Here is a 15,940-nt window from a genome sequence, read left to right as displayed (position 1 = left end):
TCCATTGATTCTTTGTTTGTATTTACCACTTTGCAAAGTGGTCTTCGGTTAATCCCATTACTTGCGAAAGTTGATACTCGCGACCTTCTTCATCCTTTACAACACCAGAAAAATGGCCAATGAACTGGCGAAAATTACTTTTAAGTACCCAAAGATTGAGTTTCTCTTTACGAGCATTAAGCGGTTGAAAGGTCAAATCAACTCGCCCTTGCTCATCATAAATGCGCCAGTCAGAGTCTGGTACTTGTCGGTCAAAATCAAACATTACACCCGCTAATAGACTACGCTTACCATTAACCCAAAGTACATTTTCAGTTACCCCCGTCTCGTTTACTCCAGCCGCGAGATTAAGACCAATTGTCACACCTTGAGCTTTACCGTTAATACTCGCCCAGCGCCAACTTGTTTCACGCCTCATAAAACCTGCTGAAAAGTCATACCCCCCTAGACAACTTTCCATCGGTTGCGTTTGACCACCTACCTTGAACTCTCCCCTCACATTCAATGCATTATGCTTTTGCGTATAAGTCCATCCGTTGTAGCCTGTAGGCGATGAAACCATTAGCGGTGTACTTTCTGCATCTCCGGCATCAAGCAATACGTCCAATTCAAACGCCTTACACTTAGCTCGAACCCGCCACTCTCCCTCTTCAATATCAAAGCAAATCTGCCCTTGATTGAACTGTGCTTTCCCTTTCCAAGGCGACGCTGTGAGTGAATACCCTAATCCCACGGGACGCATCCAACTCTCTTCAACGAGTTGTTTTTTTTCAATGTCATAGAGATAGCAAAAACTTGTTCCAAGGTAGCGAATATCAGCGATCGCTATGCCTAAAACGTATTTGGAAGTAAAAATACTGACAAACTGAAACTGCTTGTAATGGAAATATTTAGCGAGTGAACTGCGTTCTCTATCCATTGTGGAATAGTAGCGAAAGCTGGCAATGTCTAGTGCTTCAGGAATGGATAAAAGATGACCGTAGTTAGGTTTACCATCTACTCCCATTAGCGATTTAATTTGTTGAACAGAAGGCGTATTCATTCTAGTACTTTCTCTTCTCATAGCCTTATTTAGGCCTTATTTTTGTTGGTTCACAAAGTGTGGGTTCGCAAAGTATGAGACAAGAATCGGCAACTGTGGACAAATTAGAGCAAAAGCACAAAATGGATCACAGAATCGTACAAATAAACATCAGAAAAAGAAAAGGCTGATCAAATTGATCAGCCTAAAGTAACTTGAATTGGGTCTCAGTCGACAGTCGACAATATGGAGTCTGCTGTACCCATAGAAACATGTTTGTCTGCAATGCGACGTCCACCGTCATCGTAGAGTGAGATTCTAAAACCGTCGTCAGACAGGATCTCTTCCATAGGAGCCTTCAACCACATAGCTGCTATATCACCGCATTTTTTGCTGAGTGCTTCGCCAAGCATAATCTGCTCATTGGCGATCTGATAAAACACTCTTATTCTTGATTGCTGGATCATATTTACCCCTCCTACACACCACCATTTTCAGGGTGAACATTGATTTTAATCAAATAAAAAGAAAGGGCTACTCTCAAAAATGAGAATTTGAAATTCCTGTTAGAGATCAGCTTATTGTGAGCTAGATCTAATTTTCATATATACATAACAAAATAGAATATAGGCACTATGTTGAATATTTATCTTAGTAGGATCAAGTTAACTGATCCGTTGGTAGAAATATCTCTTCGGTACGAGTAAGAAAGCCATAATCGGGGAACATTGGCTTATTATCTAGGTAACGTCTAAGCATATCTCCCGCCACCGTACTAATGACCGTTTTTATACTTTGAGAGCTGTAGCTTCGTTGCAATTTTAGCGTCTGCCCCCATTCACCTTTGGGCGTTGAAAGCGCTACGGAGAACTCTCCACCTTCAAGCTTTCCTGTGGACAAGGCAATATCTGAACTGCAGTTGCTTTTTGTCGCTCCTGCTAACGCTAGAGTGGCCCCCAACCTTTCACTGTCTCTATCAAGCGGCGATGCCGTTTTAGAGCCAAGTACCCATGTTGCCCCGCAATATTGCTCAATCTGTTCATTGTCTTGAAGCCAAGAGGCTAGGTAACCCTTGGTACCATGTTCAGATATAGCGATGGTTGGTTTATGTAACTCAACCAAATGACCAATTCTGTCCAGCATAGGTTGATCGACACTGACAACATTACTATGCAAGAGCTTCTCTATCATCGAGAGCACTCTTGACCCTATTTCTAAATCGTCTGAAGGACCAAACAGTTTGACTTCGATAAAAGGAAGATAAGAACGATAGCCCAACTCATATTCCGGCGGTAGATTAAGACTTGAAAGCGTGTCTGCAATACCAGATTCCGATAGGCCAAACGTATATAAACGTCGGCATACCCTACCTTGTTGATTAGGGAATTCATGTTTTAAGTCAGGCAAAATCTGCTCAAGCGTCATTTTTTTGAATTCGCTTGGGACACCTGGAGTGAAGTAAAACAAGCAATCATTGATCATCATTTTGAAACCACATGCGGTGCCAATTGGGTTATCAACCACCACCGCGCCCTCTGGCAACATTGCTTGTTTGATGTTGCTGTCAGGCATGGATTTACCGCGTTGAGCATAGAAGGCTTGAAGTGTTTCCGACCAACCTTGGTTCAAGACTAAAGATTGATCCGCGGCTTCCGCAGCTACTTCAGCAGTGAGATCATCAGACGTAGGACCCAAGCCACCATTGACGATCACCACATCCAGATTCAAACTCAGCATGATCATTTCTTGTAGCAACTCAGCTCGCTGATCACCTACTGTAGAGCGCTTCGACATGGAAAACCCATGCTCATAAAATACACGGCTGAGCCACGCGGCATTGGTATCAACAATATCGCCATACAATACCTCTTCACCAGTACTCAACATTGCAATTTTAGGCATGATCTCTCCTTGTAGGTTTTTTCATAAGGATGACATGAGTTATTGAAATAGCAATAGCGATTTTGTGGCAAATCATCCGATTAACGATGTTAACGCTGCTAGACTGTACGGTCTGTTTGTTCAGAGTTACAATAGTCGCCGATTTCAACAAGTGGCGGACTTATGGCTGATTTAAAACAAACACTTCTCGACGCTGGGTTTGACCTCATTAGCGAACATGGATTCGCTGGCATTGGTATTATGAAGATCATTCAGCAAGCGAACGCAACGAAGGGCTCTTTTTACCATCATTTCAAATCGAAGGAAGATTTCGGCCGCCAGTTATTAGAAGACTATTTTGAAGACCATCTAAACACGCTCAGTCAATATCTAGAAGACAGCTCCATTGCCTTTGAACAGCGCGCGTTACATTACTTCGAGTTTTGGTCAGATTCAAAGGTGACAGAAGATTTTCGGATTAAATGTTTAGTCGTGAAATTGTCTGGTGAAATATCTGGGACATCATCAAGTATGCAAGTCGAACTGGATAACGGCGCTGAAAAAGTCATTAATCGCATGGCGGATTATTTCGCATCTGGTAACGAGCAAGGTCTGCTAGCTATAGAAAATCCATACATGGTCTCGCGAACGCTTTATGCCAAGTGGTTAGGTGCCACATTACTTTGCGCGATGCAAAAAGACCGAACGCATTTAGAGCAAGCCATGATGGAAACCAAGTTACTGATAAAATAAGGGCTGCAAGCAGCCCTTTAGTAAACTGAGTTAATGAACCACCATTAGCGCCCTATTCCGGACGCATCCACCGCATCCGGCTCAAAAGTGACAGGAGGCCACTCTTTAAAGGTTTCTAAGTGTTGTTGTACCGCTGCCTGAGCTGGGCCAAATGCCCACATTTTCTTGCCCATCCAGTTGATGTACATACCAGACTCCTCGGCAGCACGCTCATAAGGATCGCGGCGTAGGTTGAAGAGTAGCGGTGCATTAAGCTCTTCCTTCGGTCCACTCCAGCCATGGTTTTGCACCACAAAATGAGCTTTCCAATCACCAACGCGAACCGCTTGAAGTCTGTCACGTTCGTAGTAAATGATTTCTTTACGATTTGACGGTGCTAGTTCAGTGAGCATGGATATTTGATTGTAACCATCTAAATGCGCTTTAAAGCCTTCATACCCTGTCAGCATTTGTTGTTTGAGATCGCTTGGTCCACCTGCGGCTTCAACCAGCGTAGGTAACCAGTCCATACCATCAAACATCCCGTTGTGTATTTTTCCTGCTGGAATTTTACCTGGCCAGCTCACCAACAGAGGCGCACGGACACCACCTTCCCAAGTTGAGCCTTTTTCACCATGGAAAGGCGTCATTCCGCCATCAGGCCAAGTCATGATTTCTGGCCCATTATCCGCCGTAAAGATCACAATCGTGTTATCCGCTACACCCAACTCTTCTAATTTGGCAAGCATCTCACCGACATGATCATCGAGGTCTTTCATCACGACTTCTTGCAAGCCCCAACCGTTTTGTCCGAGCATAGCTTCGTACTCTGCAGACAAGTGAGTCCAAACATGGCCTCTTGAAGGGCAATACCAGGTGAAGAAAGGCTTGTCTTGTTTCACCGCATTTTCGATGAAGTTGATGGCATGTTTATTAACCTCATCATCTAAAGTACGCATGCGTTCGATGGTCAAAGGCCCGTCATCTTTGATGGTTTGTCCACCCTTGCCATCTGACTTGGAATGAATCACATTTCTTGGTGCGAATTTCTGGAACGCTTCGTCTTTTGGCCAATCAGGATCTTCAGTGTATTCCATCGCATTAAGATGGTATAACCAACCCCAATATTCATCGAAACCATTCATTGTCGGTAGCACTTCATCTCGGTCACCTAAATGGTTCTTACCAAACTGACCAGTTGTATAACCTAAGGTTTTCAGTATTTCCGGCAGTGTCGGTGTTTCAGCATTCAGTCCTACTGGACTACCTGGAAGACCAACAGTATGCATGCCGGTACGAACGGGGAACTGTCCGGTAATAAACGCAGAGCGCCCTGCTGTGCAAGAAGGCTGAGCATAATAGTCCGTCAGCAACATTCCTTTTTCAGCAATACTATCAATATTGGGCGTCTCACTACTCATTAACCCTCGATGGTAAGCACTTAGGTTAGAGATACCGATATCATCAGTAAAAATAACAAAAATGTTTGGTGGCTTTTCATTCGCATTCGCAAGTGAACTCAAGCCTAATAAACTCAGCACTAACCATTTCATTAATATACGGTGCATCCTGCCTCCTAATATATTCACGAGACTCGCTTGGTTTCAAAATCATCTTTTTTGAGAAGCACAATCCCTACTACTCCAAATCCTATTTCGAGGAGAAGATAAACGACTAACAGCCCATTTGGTATCCCATCGACGACCATGCTGATAGCACGACCTAAACCCAGCCCCCACATAAACACAATCAGACTTTGTAGTGCAGAACGCGCCATTTGCTGCGTCCCGAAAGCCCCCATAAGCCAATAAACCGCCAATGCAAGATAAAGCCCCATTACAGCGCGAAAGATATGACTCACATTAATCGGTGATGCATCAATATCAAACAGGAAAGGTAAGGTAATGCTAGGAACCAAGCCATACATTAAGGCAATAGGGATTAATCCAAGGACCGCCAATAACAAGAACTTTTGTGTATGCGTCATGTTGCTTCTCCTGTTTATTCTTACAGACTAGCTGCTGGTATCTATAAAGCAAATTTTCAGATTTAATAGAGTAAGTTAGCTCAAAGCCCTATCTGACTAAGTAAGCCTTGTAAATTGAGATGTGTACTAAGATTTAATGCATTGACTAGGCTATAACTCAAACCGCTCCAACACAAAATAGACAATGAAAGTAAAATAAAGGTAGTAATGTGACTTTGCCTGAGACGCCTAGCGACCAAGGTGTAGAGAGGGATGCCAACTAGAACAGGAGCAAGTGTGGCCATAGTCTTATTACCATACCTTTTCCACGCGGTTACGAATCTCCTCAACTTTGGCTTGTAGGGCTGAAAATTCTTTCTCGCATAAAGGTAAAAGGAATATCGTCCTATAAACCAGCCAAAATAGCCTGCCATTAATGCTGGAACCACATTAAACAGCAACATTTCTGGATAACTAAAACCAACAAAACCTGCTAATGCCGGACCGGAATAGGTTTTCCAAATACTAAGCAGCGCCATGACCAAGCCGAGTAGTAAATAACTATCCATATTCTCACCCAGTAGCTGTACATGTTGTTTTCGCAATTCCATTTAGCTCAAGTATATGCGTAATCACGGGGTCAACATGATGAAATATTTGTTGCCAACCTTGGCATAAGTAATTAAGTCCAGGGTTACCGTACTTATCTTTTATGATTCGGTTCTTTGGACACTCACCATGACAAGCAAACCTCACCTTGCACTCCAAACATTGTTTGGGCAACGCTCTTTGTTTCGCAAAACCAAAGGTCATTTGCTGTTTTGATAAAGCGATTGCCGCCAATGGCGTCTGCTCAATATTGCCAATTTTGTGTTCAGGATGAACATAGTGATCGCAGGCGTAAACATCGCCATTAGGTTCGACAGCAATGCCCTTGCCGCATATATCGCTTAGCGTACACATCGAACTCGGTTTACCCATCCAAATTCCGAAAAAGTTTTCAAAGTAAGGAATATGAACTTTGCCAAAATCTTGCTTCATCCATTCATCAAAAATGGTCGTTAAGAAGTCTCCCCATTGAGTCGGAGCGACACTCCAACTTGTTGTTTGAGCGGATACAGGGATGATTGCAGCTTCAGAACACTGAGCCCATTTTATCTCTTCATCTCGGTCAACAACTGGGATAAATTGAATTTGTGATGGTTGAATCTCATCTCTTAAGAAGCGATACACCTCTAAAGGGTAATTTCCATTGACGTTGTTGACACAAGTCAGCGTCGCAAAGTGTATACCATGACGCTTTAGACGTTCTGCGGCTTCAATCACCTTGCTAAACGTCCCCTGCCCGCAGCGGTTCTTGCGATATGTATTGTGAAGCTGTTCTGGGCCATCAATACTCAAACCTACACTAAACGCGTGTTTCGCCAAAAATTGACACCATTTGTCATTGATTAACAGCCCATTGGTCTGAATATCATTCACTATCTTCACATAGGGTTTGGCGTATTTCGTTTGAAGCTCTACTATTCGTTCAAAATAACTAAGACCTAGCATCATTGGCTCGCCACCATGCCAAGAGAAGACGATCGCTGGCGTGTTTTGACCTTGAATGTACTGGCGAATATAACGCTCTAGCATCTCATCACTCATCTTGTACGAGCGATTCTTGGGATACTCTAGTAGCTGTTGTTTATCCAGATAATAGCAATAGTCACAGTTAATATTACACACCGCTCCAATAGGTTTCGCCAACGCCTGAAACTTAGCATGAGGCTGACCTTGGTACTGAGGTACATTAAGATGATAGTGGGACATGGTGTATTCCTCTTAAGAAAGTATCCAAACTGTTCAACATTTTTAAATGGATGAACTCGCCTCAATACAAACCGGTCAGTTTGCATTGAGGCGAAATTTTTTACTTCACGTTTTCAAATGGATTCCATTGTTCATCCACTGGTACGATACCCATTGTTTTTTCGTACTCTTTGTAAGCAGCTAACATTTGTTGGAACTGCTCAGGACGTTGGTGTTTCAGGTCTATCATTTCAGCAGGGTCTAACTTGGTGTTGTACATATGCCAGTCACTGTCCCCTCCCATCCCCTTCGAAATTCGAATGATCTTAAAGTCCCCTTGAAGAAGAATGCCGCTGCCGAATAACTCGAACGCGATAGCATTGTCTTCGCTATGGACAGTCTCTTGCTCACCTTGTAGATAAGGCATAATGCTTTGACCGCTCATTGGGGCCACTTTTCTGCCTTTATATTTACCGCCAGCGGGTTCAACATCGGCCACATCCAATATTGTGGCAGCGAGGTCTTTTACTTGAGCCAATTCATTAGTTTGAGTTCCGGCCTCCAGTGACTCCTTCTCTCCAAGCACACCTTTGGCAGGTTTGATGATCAGAGGAACACGTACTCCCCCTTCTGCTGTATACGCTTTAAACCAAGACAATCCACCAGTGGATGCACTTGCCCATTCTGGGCCCAATGAGACACTTGAGTCTGCGTTACCCAGATTTTCGGTACTATTGTCAAAGTGATAATCGGTCCAAGTACGAATCAGATCACTTACATTTTTCCCCGTAATATCCGTCGCTTCCGGACCGTTGTCTGCGAGATAGATAATATACGTATTGTCGTACTCACCTATCTTCTTCAAATAATCAGTTACCTGACCTATCTGCTGGTCTTGAAGCTCCATCATTCCCATAGCAATGGCCATTTTTTTGCCATACCATTGCTTTTGTTCATCTGACAGATCATCCCATGGTCTACTCAGTGAATTTCTATCGGACATCGTAGCGCTCTTTGGAATTACGCCCATCTGTTGCATTCGTTTAAAGCGGTCTTCTCGAACAGAGTCCCATCCGTGCTCTACGTAATAAGCAATCTTATCTTCAAACGATGCTTTAGGTGCTTGTAGTGGCAAGTGAATCGCTGTGAATGGTAAATAGGCAAAAAAAGGTTTTCCGGAGTCCTTATTACTATCAATCATGCTGATTAACTCTTCGGTATAACCTTGGTCTGAATACTCTCCCGGATACTTATCTTTTACTTGTTGACCATTTTGATAAGTCGGCTCGACCTCTACGCCGGGCATTTCACCTTTTTGCAACGCTTTTGCTGTTGCTTCATTTTTCGCCGGGAACATCATATCTCTATTGAAATGATTCGAACCGCCAGCCAAAATCCCGTAGCTCTGTTCAAAGCCACGATCATCCGGCAGGAAACCATCATCATGACCCAAGTGCCATTTCCCAGAAAGGTAAGTATGATAGCCATTATCACGAAGTAACGTCGCTACGGTTACGCCATCTTTAGTGAGGTAGCCTTCATAACCTGGCTTGCCAATAGCTGGCGGATAGGCGGCATAGTCGAACGTACCTAGCCCAACCTCATGACTGTTGGCACCCGTTAACATCATAGAGCGAGTGACAGATGACGTGGGTGAAGCGTGGAAGTTGGTAAATTTCACCCCCTCTTCAGCCAGTTGCATCAGGTTTGGTGTTGACACTTCAGAGCCATAAGGTTGCGTATCAGCAAATCCGACATCATCACCAACGATGAGTAAAATATTAGGTTTTTCCTGCGTAGCAAATGCATTTGGTGCACAAGAGGCTGCTATGGCCGTGCATAGGATAGTTTTGGAATTATTCATGGTTCACCCTTGTTTAGTGAGCACTTTGTGACATCCAATGGAGCATATCCAGTGCTCTAGGATGATTCTGTTCAGCGGCTTTGCCTATCCAGCTAACCGCTAGAGAATGATCTTTCTCGCCACCAGTCCCTGCTGCGTACATAAGACCAAGCTGTAATTGAGCGTCTGCATTCCCTTGAGTCGCTGCTCGTAATATCCATTTGCGTGCTTTTTCTTGAGTAGATTCAAGATATTCACCCTCAGATTCGACACCTTGCAGATAAAACATACCAATCTCGTACTGCGCCGCAGCGTCACCCGCATAACCGTTTTGAAACGTAGTACCAACATCACTAGATAAGGTATTTGGTGTGTCTGTTACGTACCCCAGGCATGCCGTCCCAATAAAAAGCAAACAGAGAAAGCTAAGCGACCAATTTTGAATGCGTTTAGTCATAGTCTGACGCTAGTGTTGCGAGGTTGAGGCTTGTAAACGTATGGTTTTCTGCTCTTTCCAGTATGCTAACGTCCAAATCACAACGAACGTATCCATGGCTCCTGCAAGTAAAAAACCGGTAATGTGAGGGCTGTTGTAGTTAAGCAGAAGAAGAATCACCATAAACCCTTTCTCCACCGCAGAATAAAGCATGATGCTTTCTCTCCACTGAGGTTTGAAAGCCGCACCCACCATCATCACCCCCATCATGCCTACCATGACACCCCAGTGTTGATAGAACACAAAATCCTGCTCCAAATATGGTAATTGCCCGATGTGAGTAATGGCCCATTGCGGAAAAAATGCATAAGCGAAAGCCGCCGCGGTTCCAATACCGGTAACCAATAGCATCTTGTTGACGTGTTGAGTAAAAAACATAGTTGACTCCTAGTAATCAAAAAGTGAGGCACATCCCTATGCCGCAATGAGTAAGTTGGAAAATTAACAAGTAGTCTCGAGTATTGCGGTGACTTTTTCTTGAGCAATCGGGTAGAACTGGAAACTGATGTCTTTTTCTATCCCAGAGACAATCTGCGCTTTTTTGTTGTCATCTAGGTTCCATTTGGCAAAGCTCTGGGTCGCATTCACTAACGTCTGGAAGGCACGTAATGAATGTACAACCTCTTGGTGTTTTTCGGCATCTGTTAAGCTAGGTGATATACCAAACACCGCTGCTAATTTGTTAATGCTTGGGAGGTAAAACTCTGGAAGTACTTCAATCACCACTGGTAATAAGACACTATTGGCATCACCATGTGGGATATGCGCTATCGCGCCAAATGCGTGCGCGCAGTTATGGATCGGTATACCACCTAAAGACGAATAGAACGCAGAAATAGCCATGGTACTTGCTTGTAGGAGCTCACTACGAGCCGCTACATTTTGCGGAGACTGAAGTACTTGCGGTAGGTTATTCAATATCAAGCGACACGCCTGAGTCGCATAAGCATCAGTGAAGGTATTACTTAACGGCGATGCCAACGCTTCAATAGCATGAGTTAATGCGTCCATACCTGTCGATACTGTTAACGCTGCTGGCAAATTCACTGTCAGCTCAGGGTCTAAAACAGCAATATCGCACTCAAGTCCAGAGACGACTAAACTCGCTTTAACCTGCTCTCTGTCATTATAAAAAACAGCGATAGGCGATGCTTCTGCACCTGTACCTGCCGTAGTCGGTACGCCTATATGAGGAATTGAAAACGGTTTTACATCGGGACCAACTTCAAGACGCCCACCACCTTGAATCGCATCACGGATATCATCAAGCTTATGTTCTAAACCATATTTGATACCTTTTGATGCATCGATAACGCTCCCCCCGCCGAGCGCCAAAATACTGTCTGCATTCACCTGTTTTGCAAATTCCAGAGCGCGATTAATATCCAAACAGCTCGCGTCCGCTTCAATATCGGTGTAAATCCCCGCAAGCTTCACCTTCTCTTCTGTCGAAAACAGCGATGCCAAACGCTCTACGAAACCCAATGACTCAAGGCCTTTATCGCTGACCAACAACACTCGCTGCGCCCCTTTCGCTTTAAACAGGGTTGGGATCGCTTCTATGGATGATGCACCAGAGTGAACGACGGTTCTAAGGTTGAAAGTAAAGTTATTCATAGTTGAATCTCCAATTAGTCAGTTATGCGCACAGTGTTTTTAGTACTGCACGTTTGAATTCGTTATCTTCAGGACCAAGTAATAAGCTGACATTGTGTTGCTCTGCATCGGTCGTCATCACCGTCTTAGCGTGAGAGAAAGTTAGGAAGCCTTCTTTACCGTGGTAAGCCCCTTTTCCAGACTCACCAATACCTCCAAATGGCGCATCATCGACCGCTAGGTGGAAAACGCAGTCATTAATGCACATACCACCAGAGTGCACCTGATTAGCAACTTTGCGTTGCAATGAGTCATCTTCGCTCATCAGGTAGAGCGCTAGGGGCCTCGGTCTCTCGGTAATAAAGTTAATTGCACTATCAATGTTGGAATAGGTGATGATCGGCAATAAGGGACCAAAAATTTCTTGGGTCATAACCGGTGATTGCAGAGATGGATTAACAATTAAGTGTGTCGCCATCAGTTGTCGTTCCACATCGAGCGCTTCTTTATGACAAGCCGTAACCTGAGACTCTGCTGCCACTTCATTGGAGAGTAAATCATGAAGACGTTGGAATTGACGCTGATTAATCAGACTAGTCATCGAGTCGCTGTTTACCCCTTGGGGAAACAGTTTTTGATAATGCTCGACATATGCCTTAACAAAAGCGTGCTGCTTGCCTTCGGGAATCAATACATAATCAGGAGCTACACACACCTGACCATTATTCAAACTCTTGCCATAAATAATGCGTTCCACAGCCATCTCAATATCAGCGTCATCCGCGACAAGAACTGGCGACTTGCCGCCAAGTTCTAAGGTGACTGGCGTTAGGTTTTCTGACGCAGCTTTCATGACCTTACGACCAACTTCTGTCGAGCCAGTAAAAAGCAAATGATCGAATGGTAAAGAGGTGAACTGAGCAGCAATATCGGCCTCACCTTCAATGACGACAACCTCGGTATCGCTAAAGCAGCATGCAAGCATTTCACGAATGACCGAATTGGTGGCAGGGGTAAACTCACTCAGTTTGATCATCGCCCTGTTACCCGCAGCAATCGCAGATATCAAAGGACCAATAGAAAGCATGACAGGGAAGTTCCAAGGAGTAACGATGCCGACAACTCCTTTAGGTTGATACACCACCTCTACAGTGGAGCTTGAAAGTAATGGACCCGCGTCTCTCGGACATGGACTCATCCATTGCGCTAACTGGGATAAGGTGTGGTCAATATTGCCAATGCATGGCAAGACGTCGGCAACTAATGTGTCCTGTCGGCTTCTCTTTCCGTAGTCTTTATCCAGAGCATCACAAAGTGCGTCACTGAATTGTTGCAACGACACTTTTAACGACGTAAGCACGGCAATACGAGCCTCATAGCTGGGCATTGGTTCGCTTTGATAGTGCTTTTTTAATCGCTTGTGAATGAGTTTCAAATCATCAAAAGTCGTATTTTGCATGGTTGTCCTCCTAAGAAAGTGATCACACAATAATCAAAACAAACCGGTCGGTCTAGTAGTTAAATGTCAGAGAACTGTAAATTAGATCTGCGAAAGGGAGAGGTATTATGGCTAACTCTTTGTTGACCAAATAAAAACCATAAAAATTGTGCGCCTAATTACAGTTCAATAATCTTGTTTTGTTTTTAGAGTGAATACTTGACGTTCATCATGCGACCGACCTGTTTTAGATCTAAACTGGAGTTAACTATTCAAATAGTTGTTGGTTTTAAACCTGTGGAGGGAATCGTATGAGCAGCAGTACTTTCATTGTCAACTTTGTTGGCCAAGCTAGCCCAGCCACCATTAAAAACCTTGCATCAGTTACCCACGAAAACGGCGGTAAATGGCTGGTGAGTAAAGTGAATTTTATCGAAGACCATGTGGCCGCCGTCATAAAAGTCGAACTTCCTACGGACAATGTTCAAGCAGTCAAAAGCGCTTTCAGTGAACAGCAAGGGTTATTAGTTCAAATCACCGATACCGCTGAGCATCGTCATGACCAAGAAGAGGTATTCCAGTTACGATTAGATGCTAACGACCGAGCCGGTATCGTTAACGAAATCACCCAGTTCTTAGATGGGCAAGATATCCGTATTCTAGATATGGACTGCCAGCGTGTATTTATCGCGGGGGGCGGGGGTATTGGTTCAAGCCTATTTACAGCAACAATGGCACTCAAAATACCCGCAGCAATGAAAATTAAAGATGTGGCAAGTGAGTTAGAATCGTTGAGTGAAGATACGCGAGTGATTCTGGAATCATAAATAGGTTTGCTTAAGAGTTTGCCCTACTTAATCTTCCCCCTGCGCAGCAGGGGGAACTTATGTCTCAAAAATATTGGAAGAGAAAGTCTCCCTTACCTAGCTAAACTCGATTATCGCCAAAACCATAAGCAATGATTTGACTGATTTCTGAAAGTGACCGACCCGACTCTTGGTGCCATTCCATAAATGCTTTGTTTGCAGCATTCATCGCACGTTTTGTTCCTCTACCCGAGTCAATGATATTAGTATTACGTAAATAGCCTTCTACATCATTTGATAAAATAAAGGTGTCTACACCCAATTGCCTCAGCGCATAAGGCCCAGTATTTCCACCGAGTCTTGCACCATGTTTTTTAAGGTGTGCCCACAGTTCGACGATCGATTCTTTCGGCCAATCGGCTACCATTTGCGCAAAAGACTCGTGCTCGTAGCGAGCAGCTTGGATCATCGAAGCATTAACTGGTATCGACATGACTTTAGTCATATGACGAATGATTTTTGGGTCTTGGGCTTTTTGTTCCCACTGTTCTTCAGACAGCATTAGTAGCGGGTCGATTCTGAATTGGAAAAAATGTTCCTCGAAGTTTGGCCATTTGTTTCTTACCACTTTCCACGATATTCCACTTTGGAACACTTTCATTGAAAACGCAGACAACCAACGATCTTCAGGAATAGCTGCCACCTCATCTTGGCTCAGTGGTTTGGAGACGATCGACTCAAGTCCTTGCTCACCACCTTTTCTATCTGCCGCTCTGGCGTAAATCGAATCGAATTTTTCCATATCTTTCCACTACCTACTAAGTTCTATTGAACCAGACATCTATTTTCACGTAATTAATAACTCAACACTATACTCTGTTGAGCACACTTTCATAGATGTATTCAGGAACCTATTCTAGGACGGCGGCAATGAGACTCTTACTGTTACTGATTTTTCTACCATTTCAATCGCTAGCGGCGCAATATGGACTCGTCGAGTATCAAAACAAACAACACTGGATACGCGTCTCACAACAAAACCCAAACCACTATGATCTGTTGTCTTCAAGACCATTTGATAATCCTTCTACCGTAAAAGTCATCACAGCCGATGAAGCAACGTTACTAGCCCCTATTACTCACGGTAGCGTATACGCTGTCGGCCTCAATTTTCGCAGTCATGCAGGCAACTCTGGAGCTGCAAAGCCGGAGATTTTCTTCAAGTCTATCGACGCTGTTAGGTTGAGCGGTGCATTGTCATTTCCCGATGAGGCAAATAATGTTCATTTTGAGGGAGAGCTTGTCATTGTGATCGGCAAGACATGTCACGACACAAGCAATCAAAATGCGTTGAGTTGCGTGTTTGGGTACTTAGCGGGCAACGATTTGACGGAACGCAGTTGGCAAGGTCAAGATCTGCAGTGGTGGCGTGCTAAAGGTGCAACAGGTTTTGGTCCTGTATCTAACTTCATTACAACTAATGTCGATATCGGCAACCAAGAAATCGTTACGCGTCTTAATGGCAAAATCATGCAACAAGAAACACTGGCAAACATGATTCACAATGTCCCAACAATCGTTAGTTATATCAGTAAATACATTACACTACGACCTGGTGATATGATTTTTGCTGGTACACCAGGTCGAACAAGAGCACTTAGGTCGGGTGATAACGTGTCGGTCTCAATTGAAGGGATCGGACAGGTTTCCAACACCATAGAGTAGTCTCTAAACTAACTGGTATTCTAGGCCAAGCTTCTGATAGCTATCGATAACCTCTTGGCGTCGATAGCAAGAAACACTGTGATCATTGATTAGTCCCGCCGCTTGAAGGTGAGCGTAGATAATGGTCGACCCAACAAACTTAAAGCCACGCTTCTTAAGGTCTTTACTTAACCGATCCGAGACCTCAGACGTGGCTGGATAATCTTCTAGCGTCTTAGGACTAGTTACTAATACCTTATTGTCGACAAACGACCAGATATAATCACAAAAGCTACCAAATTCTTCTTGTATCTCAATGAAATGCTGAGCGTTGGTGATAGTTGAGCTGATTTTCAATTTATTGCGAATAATCCCACTATCCTCCCGTAAACGACGTTCATCTTCTTGGGTAAAACGGGCTACTTTCTCTACATCAAAGTTAGCAAATGCGTTTCGATACCCTTCGCGACGTTTTAAGATGGTATACCAACTCAATCCTGCTTGAGCGGATTCCAACACTAGATACTCAAACATAGTTTGGTCGTCTAGTACGGGGACACCCCACTCCTTATCGTGATATTCCACATAATCTGGCTTGGTTTCATCAAGCCATGGGCATCGTTTGCACATCGAATTCATTTCTCCTTAATGGATAGAGGTATT

The 15,940-nt window shown here is 43.9% G+C and carries 17 protein-coding genes; 3 read left to right on the top strand and 14 right to left on the bottom strand.

What is annotated here, in order from left to right:
* Positions 1–22 precede the first annotated feature (22 nt).
* From HW45_RS16210 to HW45_RS16200, 3 genes are all read right to left on the bottom strand, one after another.
* On the bottom strand, positions 23–1,042 hold the full coding sequence (locus HW45_RS16210; RefSeq protein ID WP_038228191.1) for a DUF2804 domain-containing protein: 1,020 nt from the start codon (positions 1,040–1,042) through the stop codon (positions 23–25).
* A gap of 206 nt (positions 1,043–1,248) precedes the next feature.
* Entirely contained in the window at positions 1,249–1,488 is a 240-nt protein-coding gene (locus tag HW45_RS16205) for a hypothetical protein (protein ID WP_006073920.1), read from the bottom strand.
* A gap of 193 nt (positions 1,489–1,681) precedes the next feature.
* Entirely contained in the window at positions 1,682–2,923 is a 1,242-nt protein-coding gene (locus HW45_RS16200; RefSeq protein WP_038228188.1) for a CinA family nicotinamide mononucleotide deamidase-related protein, read from the bottom strand.
* A gap of 162 nt (positions 2,924–3,085) precedes the next feature.
* Here HW45_RS16200 and HW45_RS16195 point away from each other — a divergent pair, with 162 nt between their 5' ends.
* A complete protein-coding gene (locus tag HW45_RS16195; RefSeq protein ID WP_006073917.1) occupies positions 3,086–3,655 on the top strand; it encodes a TetR/AcrR family transcriptional regulator in 570 nt (189 codons plus the stop codon).
* Between the two features lie 44 nt (positions 3,656–3,699).
* Here the strand turns inward: HW45_RS16195 and HW45_RS16190 are convergent, their stop codons facing one another.
* The 9 genes from HW45_RS16190 to HW45_RS16150 form a co-directional block, all read right to left on the bottom strand.
* Positions 3,700–5,202: an arylsulfatase gene (locus HW45_RS16190; protein ID WP_038228186.1), complete on the bottom strand. Its 1,503-nt coding sequence runs from the start codon at positions 5,200–5,202 to the stop codon at positions 3,700–3,702.
* Positions 5,203–5,219: 17 nt separating this feature from the next.
* Positions 5,220–5,621 carry a DUF4345 domain-containing protein gene (locus HW45_RS16185; protein WP_038228184.1) on the bottom strand — a complete coding sequence of 134 codons (402 nt, stop codon included), beginning with the start codon at positions 5,619–5,621 and terminating at the stop codon, positions 5,220–5,222.
* An 80-nt stretch (positions 5,622–5,701) separates the two neighbouring features.
* Entirely contained in the window at positions 5,702–6,169 is a 468-nt protein-coding gene (locus tag HW45_RS16180) for a hypothetical protein (RefSeq protein ID WP_038228182.1), read from the bottom strand.
* A gap of 4 nt (positions 6,170–6,173) precedes the next feature.
* Complete coding sequence (locus HW45_RS16175) at positions 6,174–7,415, bottom strand: anaerobic sulfatase maturase (RefSeq protein WP_038228179.1); 1,242 nt, start codon at positions 7,413–7,415, stop codon at positions 6,174–6,176.
* A gap of 100 nt (positions 7,416–7,515) precedes the next feature.
* Entirely contained in the window at positions 7,516–9,258 is a 1,743-nt protein-coding gene (locus HW45_RS16170; RefSeq protein ID WP_038228178.1) for an arylsulfatase, read from the bottom strand.
* A gap of 13 nt (positions 9,259–9,271) precedes the next feature.
* A complete protein-coding gene (locus HW45_RS28410) occupies positions 9,272–9,694 on the bottom strand; it encodes a tetratricopeptide repeat protein (RefSeq protein WP_051868174.1) in 423 nt (140 codons plus the stop codon).
* Positions 9,695–9,703: 9 nt separating this feature from the next.
* A complete protein-coding gene (locus HW45_RS16160) occupies positions 9,704–10,111 on the bottom strand; it encodes a hypothetical protein (protein ID WP_038228175.1) in 408 nt (135 codons plus the stop codon).
* Between the two features lie 63 nt (positions 10,112–10,174).
* The gene (locus HW45_RS16155; protein WP_038228172.1) at positions 10,175–11,350 is read right to left on the bottom strand and encodes an iron-containing alcohol dehydrogenase; all 1,176 of its coding nucleotides are present in this window, start codon (positions 11,348–11,350) and stop codon (positions 10,175–10,177) included.
* A gap of 22 nt (positions 11,351–11,372) precedes the next feature.
* A complete protein-coding gene (locus tag HW45_RS16150) occupies positions 11,373–12,788 on the bottom strand; it encodes a coniferyl aldehyde dehydrogenase (RefSeq protein WP_051868172.1) in 1,416 nt (471 codons plus the stop codon).
* A 290-nt stretch (positions 12,789–13,078) separates the two neighbouring features.
* Here HW45_RS16150 and HW45_RS16145 point away from each other — a divergent pair, with 290 nt between their 5' ends.
* Positions 13,079–13,594 carry a glycine cleavage system protein R gene (locus tag HW45_RS16145; protein ID WP_038228169.1) on the top strand — a complete coding sequence of 172 codons (516 nt, stop codon included), beginning with the start codon at positions 13,079–13,081 and terminating at the stop codon, positions 13,592–13,594.
* A gap of 100 nt (positions 13,595–13,694) precedes the next feature.
* Here the strand turns inward: HW45_RS16145 and HW45_RS16140 are convergent, their stop codons facing one another.
* A complete protein-coding gene (locus tag HW45_RS16140) occupies positions 13,695–14,375 on the bottom strand; it encodes a DNA-3-methyladenine glycosylase I (RefSeq protein ID WP_038228168.1) in 681 nt (226 codons plus the stop codon).
* Positions 14,376–14,503: 128 nt separating this feature from the next.
* Between HW45_RS16140 and HW45_RS16135 the strand changes: the two genes are divergently transcribed.
* Positions 14,504–15,298, top strand: coding sequence for a fumarylacetoacetate hydrolase family protein (locus HW45_RS16135; protein ID WP_006073898.1), 795 nt, complete (start codon positions 14,504–14,506; stop codon positions 15,296–15,298).
* A gap of 3 nt (positions 15,299–15,301) precedes the next feature.
* Here the strand turns inward: HW45_RS16135 and HW45_RS16130 are convergent, their stop codons facing one another.
* Positions 15,302–15,907, bottom strand: coding sequence for a DNA-3-methyladenine glycosylase I (locus tag HW45_RS16130; protein WP_152559684.1), 606 nt, complete (start codon positions 15,905–15,907; stop codon positions 15,302–15,304).
* Between the last annotated feature and the right edge of the window lie 33 nt (positions 15,908–15,940).

The organism is Vibrio sp. ER1A (assembly GCF_000733315.1).
GTDB classification, from domain to species: Bacteria; Pseudomonadota; Gammaproteobacteria; order Enterobacterales; family Vibrionaceae; genus Vibrio; species Vibrio mediterranei.
Note: the sequence above shows the minus strand (reverse complement) of the source record. Positions and strands in the feature narration are given on the sequence as shown.

What these genes read in the sequence shown, in the direction of transcription:
- HW45_RS16200 (WP_038228188.1), bottom strand. Translation starts at nt 2,923, where the DNA reads ATGCCTAAAATTGCAATGTTGAGTACTGGTGAAGAGGTATTGTATGGC.
- HW45_RS16210 (WP_038228191.1), bottom strand. Translation starts at nt 1,042, where the DNA reads ATGAATACGCCTTCTGTTCAACAAATTAAATCGCTAATGGGAGTAGAT.
- HW45_RS16180 (WP_038228182.1), bottom strand. Translation starts at nt 6,169, where the DNA reads ATGGATAGTTATTTACTACTCGGCTTGGTCATGGCGCTGCTTAGTATT.
- HW45_RS16155 (WP_038228172.1), bottom strand. Translation starts at nt 11,350, where the DNA reads ATGAATAACTTTACTTTCAACCTTAGAACCGTCGTTCACTCTGGTGCA.
- HW45_RS28410 (WP_051868174.1), bottom strand. Translation starts at nt 9,694, where the DNA reads ATGACTAAACGCATTCAAAATTGGTCGCTTAGCTTTCTCTGTTTGCTT.
- HW45_RS16185 (WP_038228184.1), bottom strand. Translation starts at nt 5,621, where the DNA reads ATGACGCATACACAAAAGTTCTTGTTATTGGCGGTCCTTGGATTAATC.
- HW45_RS16195 (WP_006073917.1), top strand. Translation starts at nt 3,086, where the DNA reads ATGGCTGATTTAAAACAAACACTTCTCGACGCTGGGTTTGACCTCATT.
- HW45_RS16205 (WP_006073920.1), bottom strand. Translation starts at nt 1,488, where the DNA reads ATGATCCAGCAATCAAGAATAAGAGTGTTTTATCAGATCGCCAATGAG.
- HW45_RS16190 (WP_038228186.1), bottom strand. Translation starts at nt 5,202, where the DNA reads ATGCACCGTATATTAATGAAATGGTTAGTGCTGAGTTTATTAGGCTTG.
- HW45_RS16160 (WP_038228175.1), bottom strand. Translation starts at nt 10,111, where the DNA reads ATGTTTTTTACTCAACACGTCAACAAGATGCTATTGGTTACCGGTATT.
- HW45_RS16175 (WP_038228179.1), bottom strand. Translation starts at nt 7,415, where the DNA reads ATGTCCCACTATCATCTTAATGTACCTCAGTACCAAGGTCAGCCTCAT.
- HW45_RS16130 (WP_152559684.1), bottom strand. Translation starts at nt 15,907, where the DNA reads ATGTGCAAACGATGCCCATGGCTTGATGAAACCAAGCCAGATTATGTG.
- HW45_RS16145 (WP_038228169.1), top strand. Translation starts at nt 13,079, where the DNA reads ATGAGCAGCAGTACTTTCATTGTCAACTTTGTTGGCCAAGCTAGCCCA.
- HW45_RS16170 (WP_038228178.1), bottom strand. Translation starts at nt 9,258, where the DNA reads ATGAATAATTCCAAAACTATCCTATGCACGGCCATAGCAGCCTCTTGT.
- HW45_RS16140 (WP_038228168.1), bottom strand. Translation starts at nt 14,375, where the DNA reads ATGGAAAAATTCGATTCGATTTACGCCAGAGCGGCAGATAGAAAAGGT.
- HW45_RS16135 (WP_006073898.1), top strand. Translation starts at nt 14,504, where the DNA reads ATGAGACTCTTACTGTTACTGATTTTTCTACCATTTCAATCGCTAGCG.
- HW45_RS16150 (WP_051868172.1), bottom strand. Translation starts at nt 12,788, where the DNA reads ATGCAAAATACGACTTTTGATGATTTGAAACTCATTCACAAGCGATTA.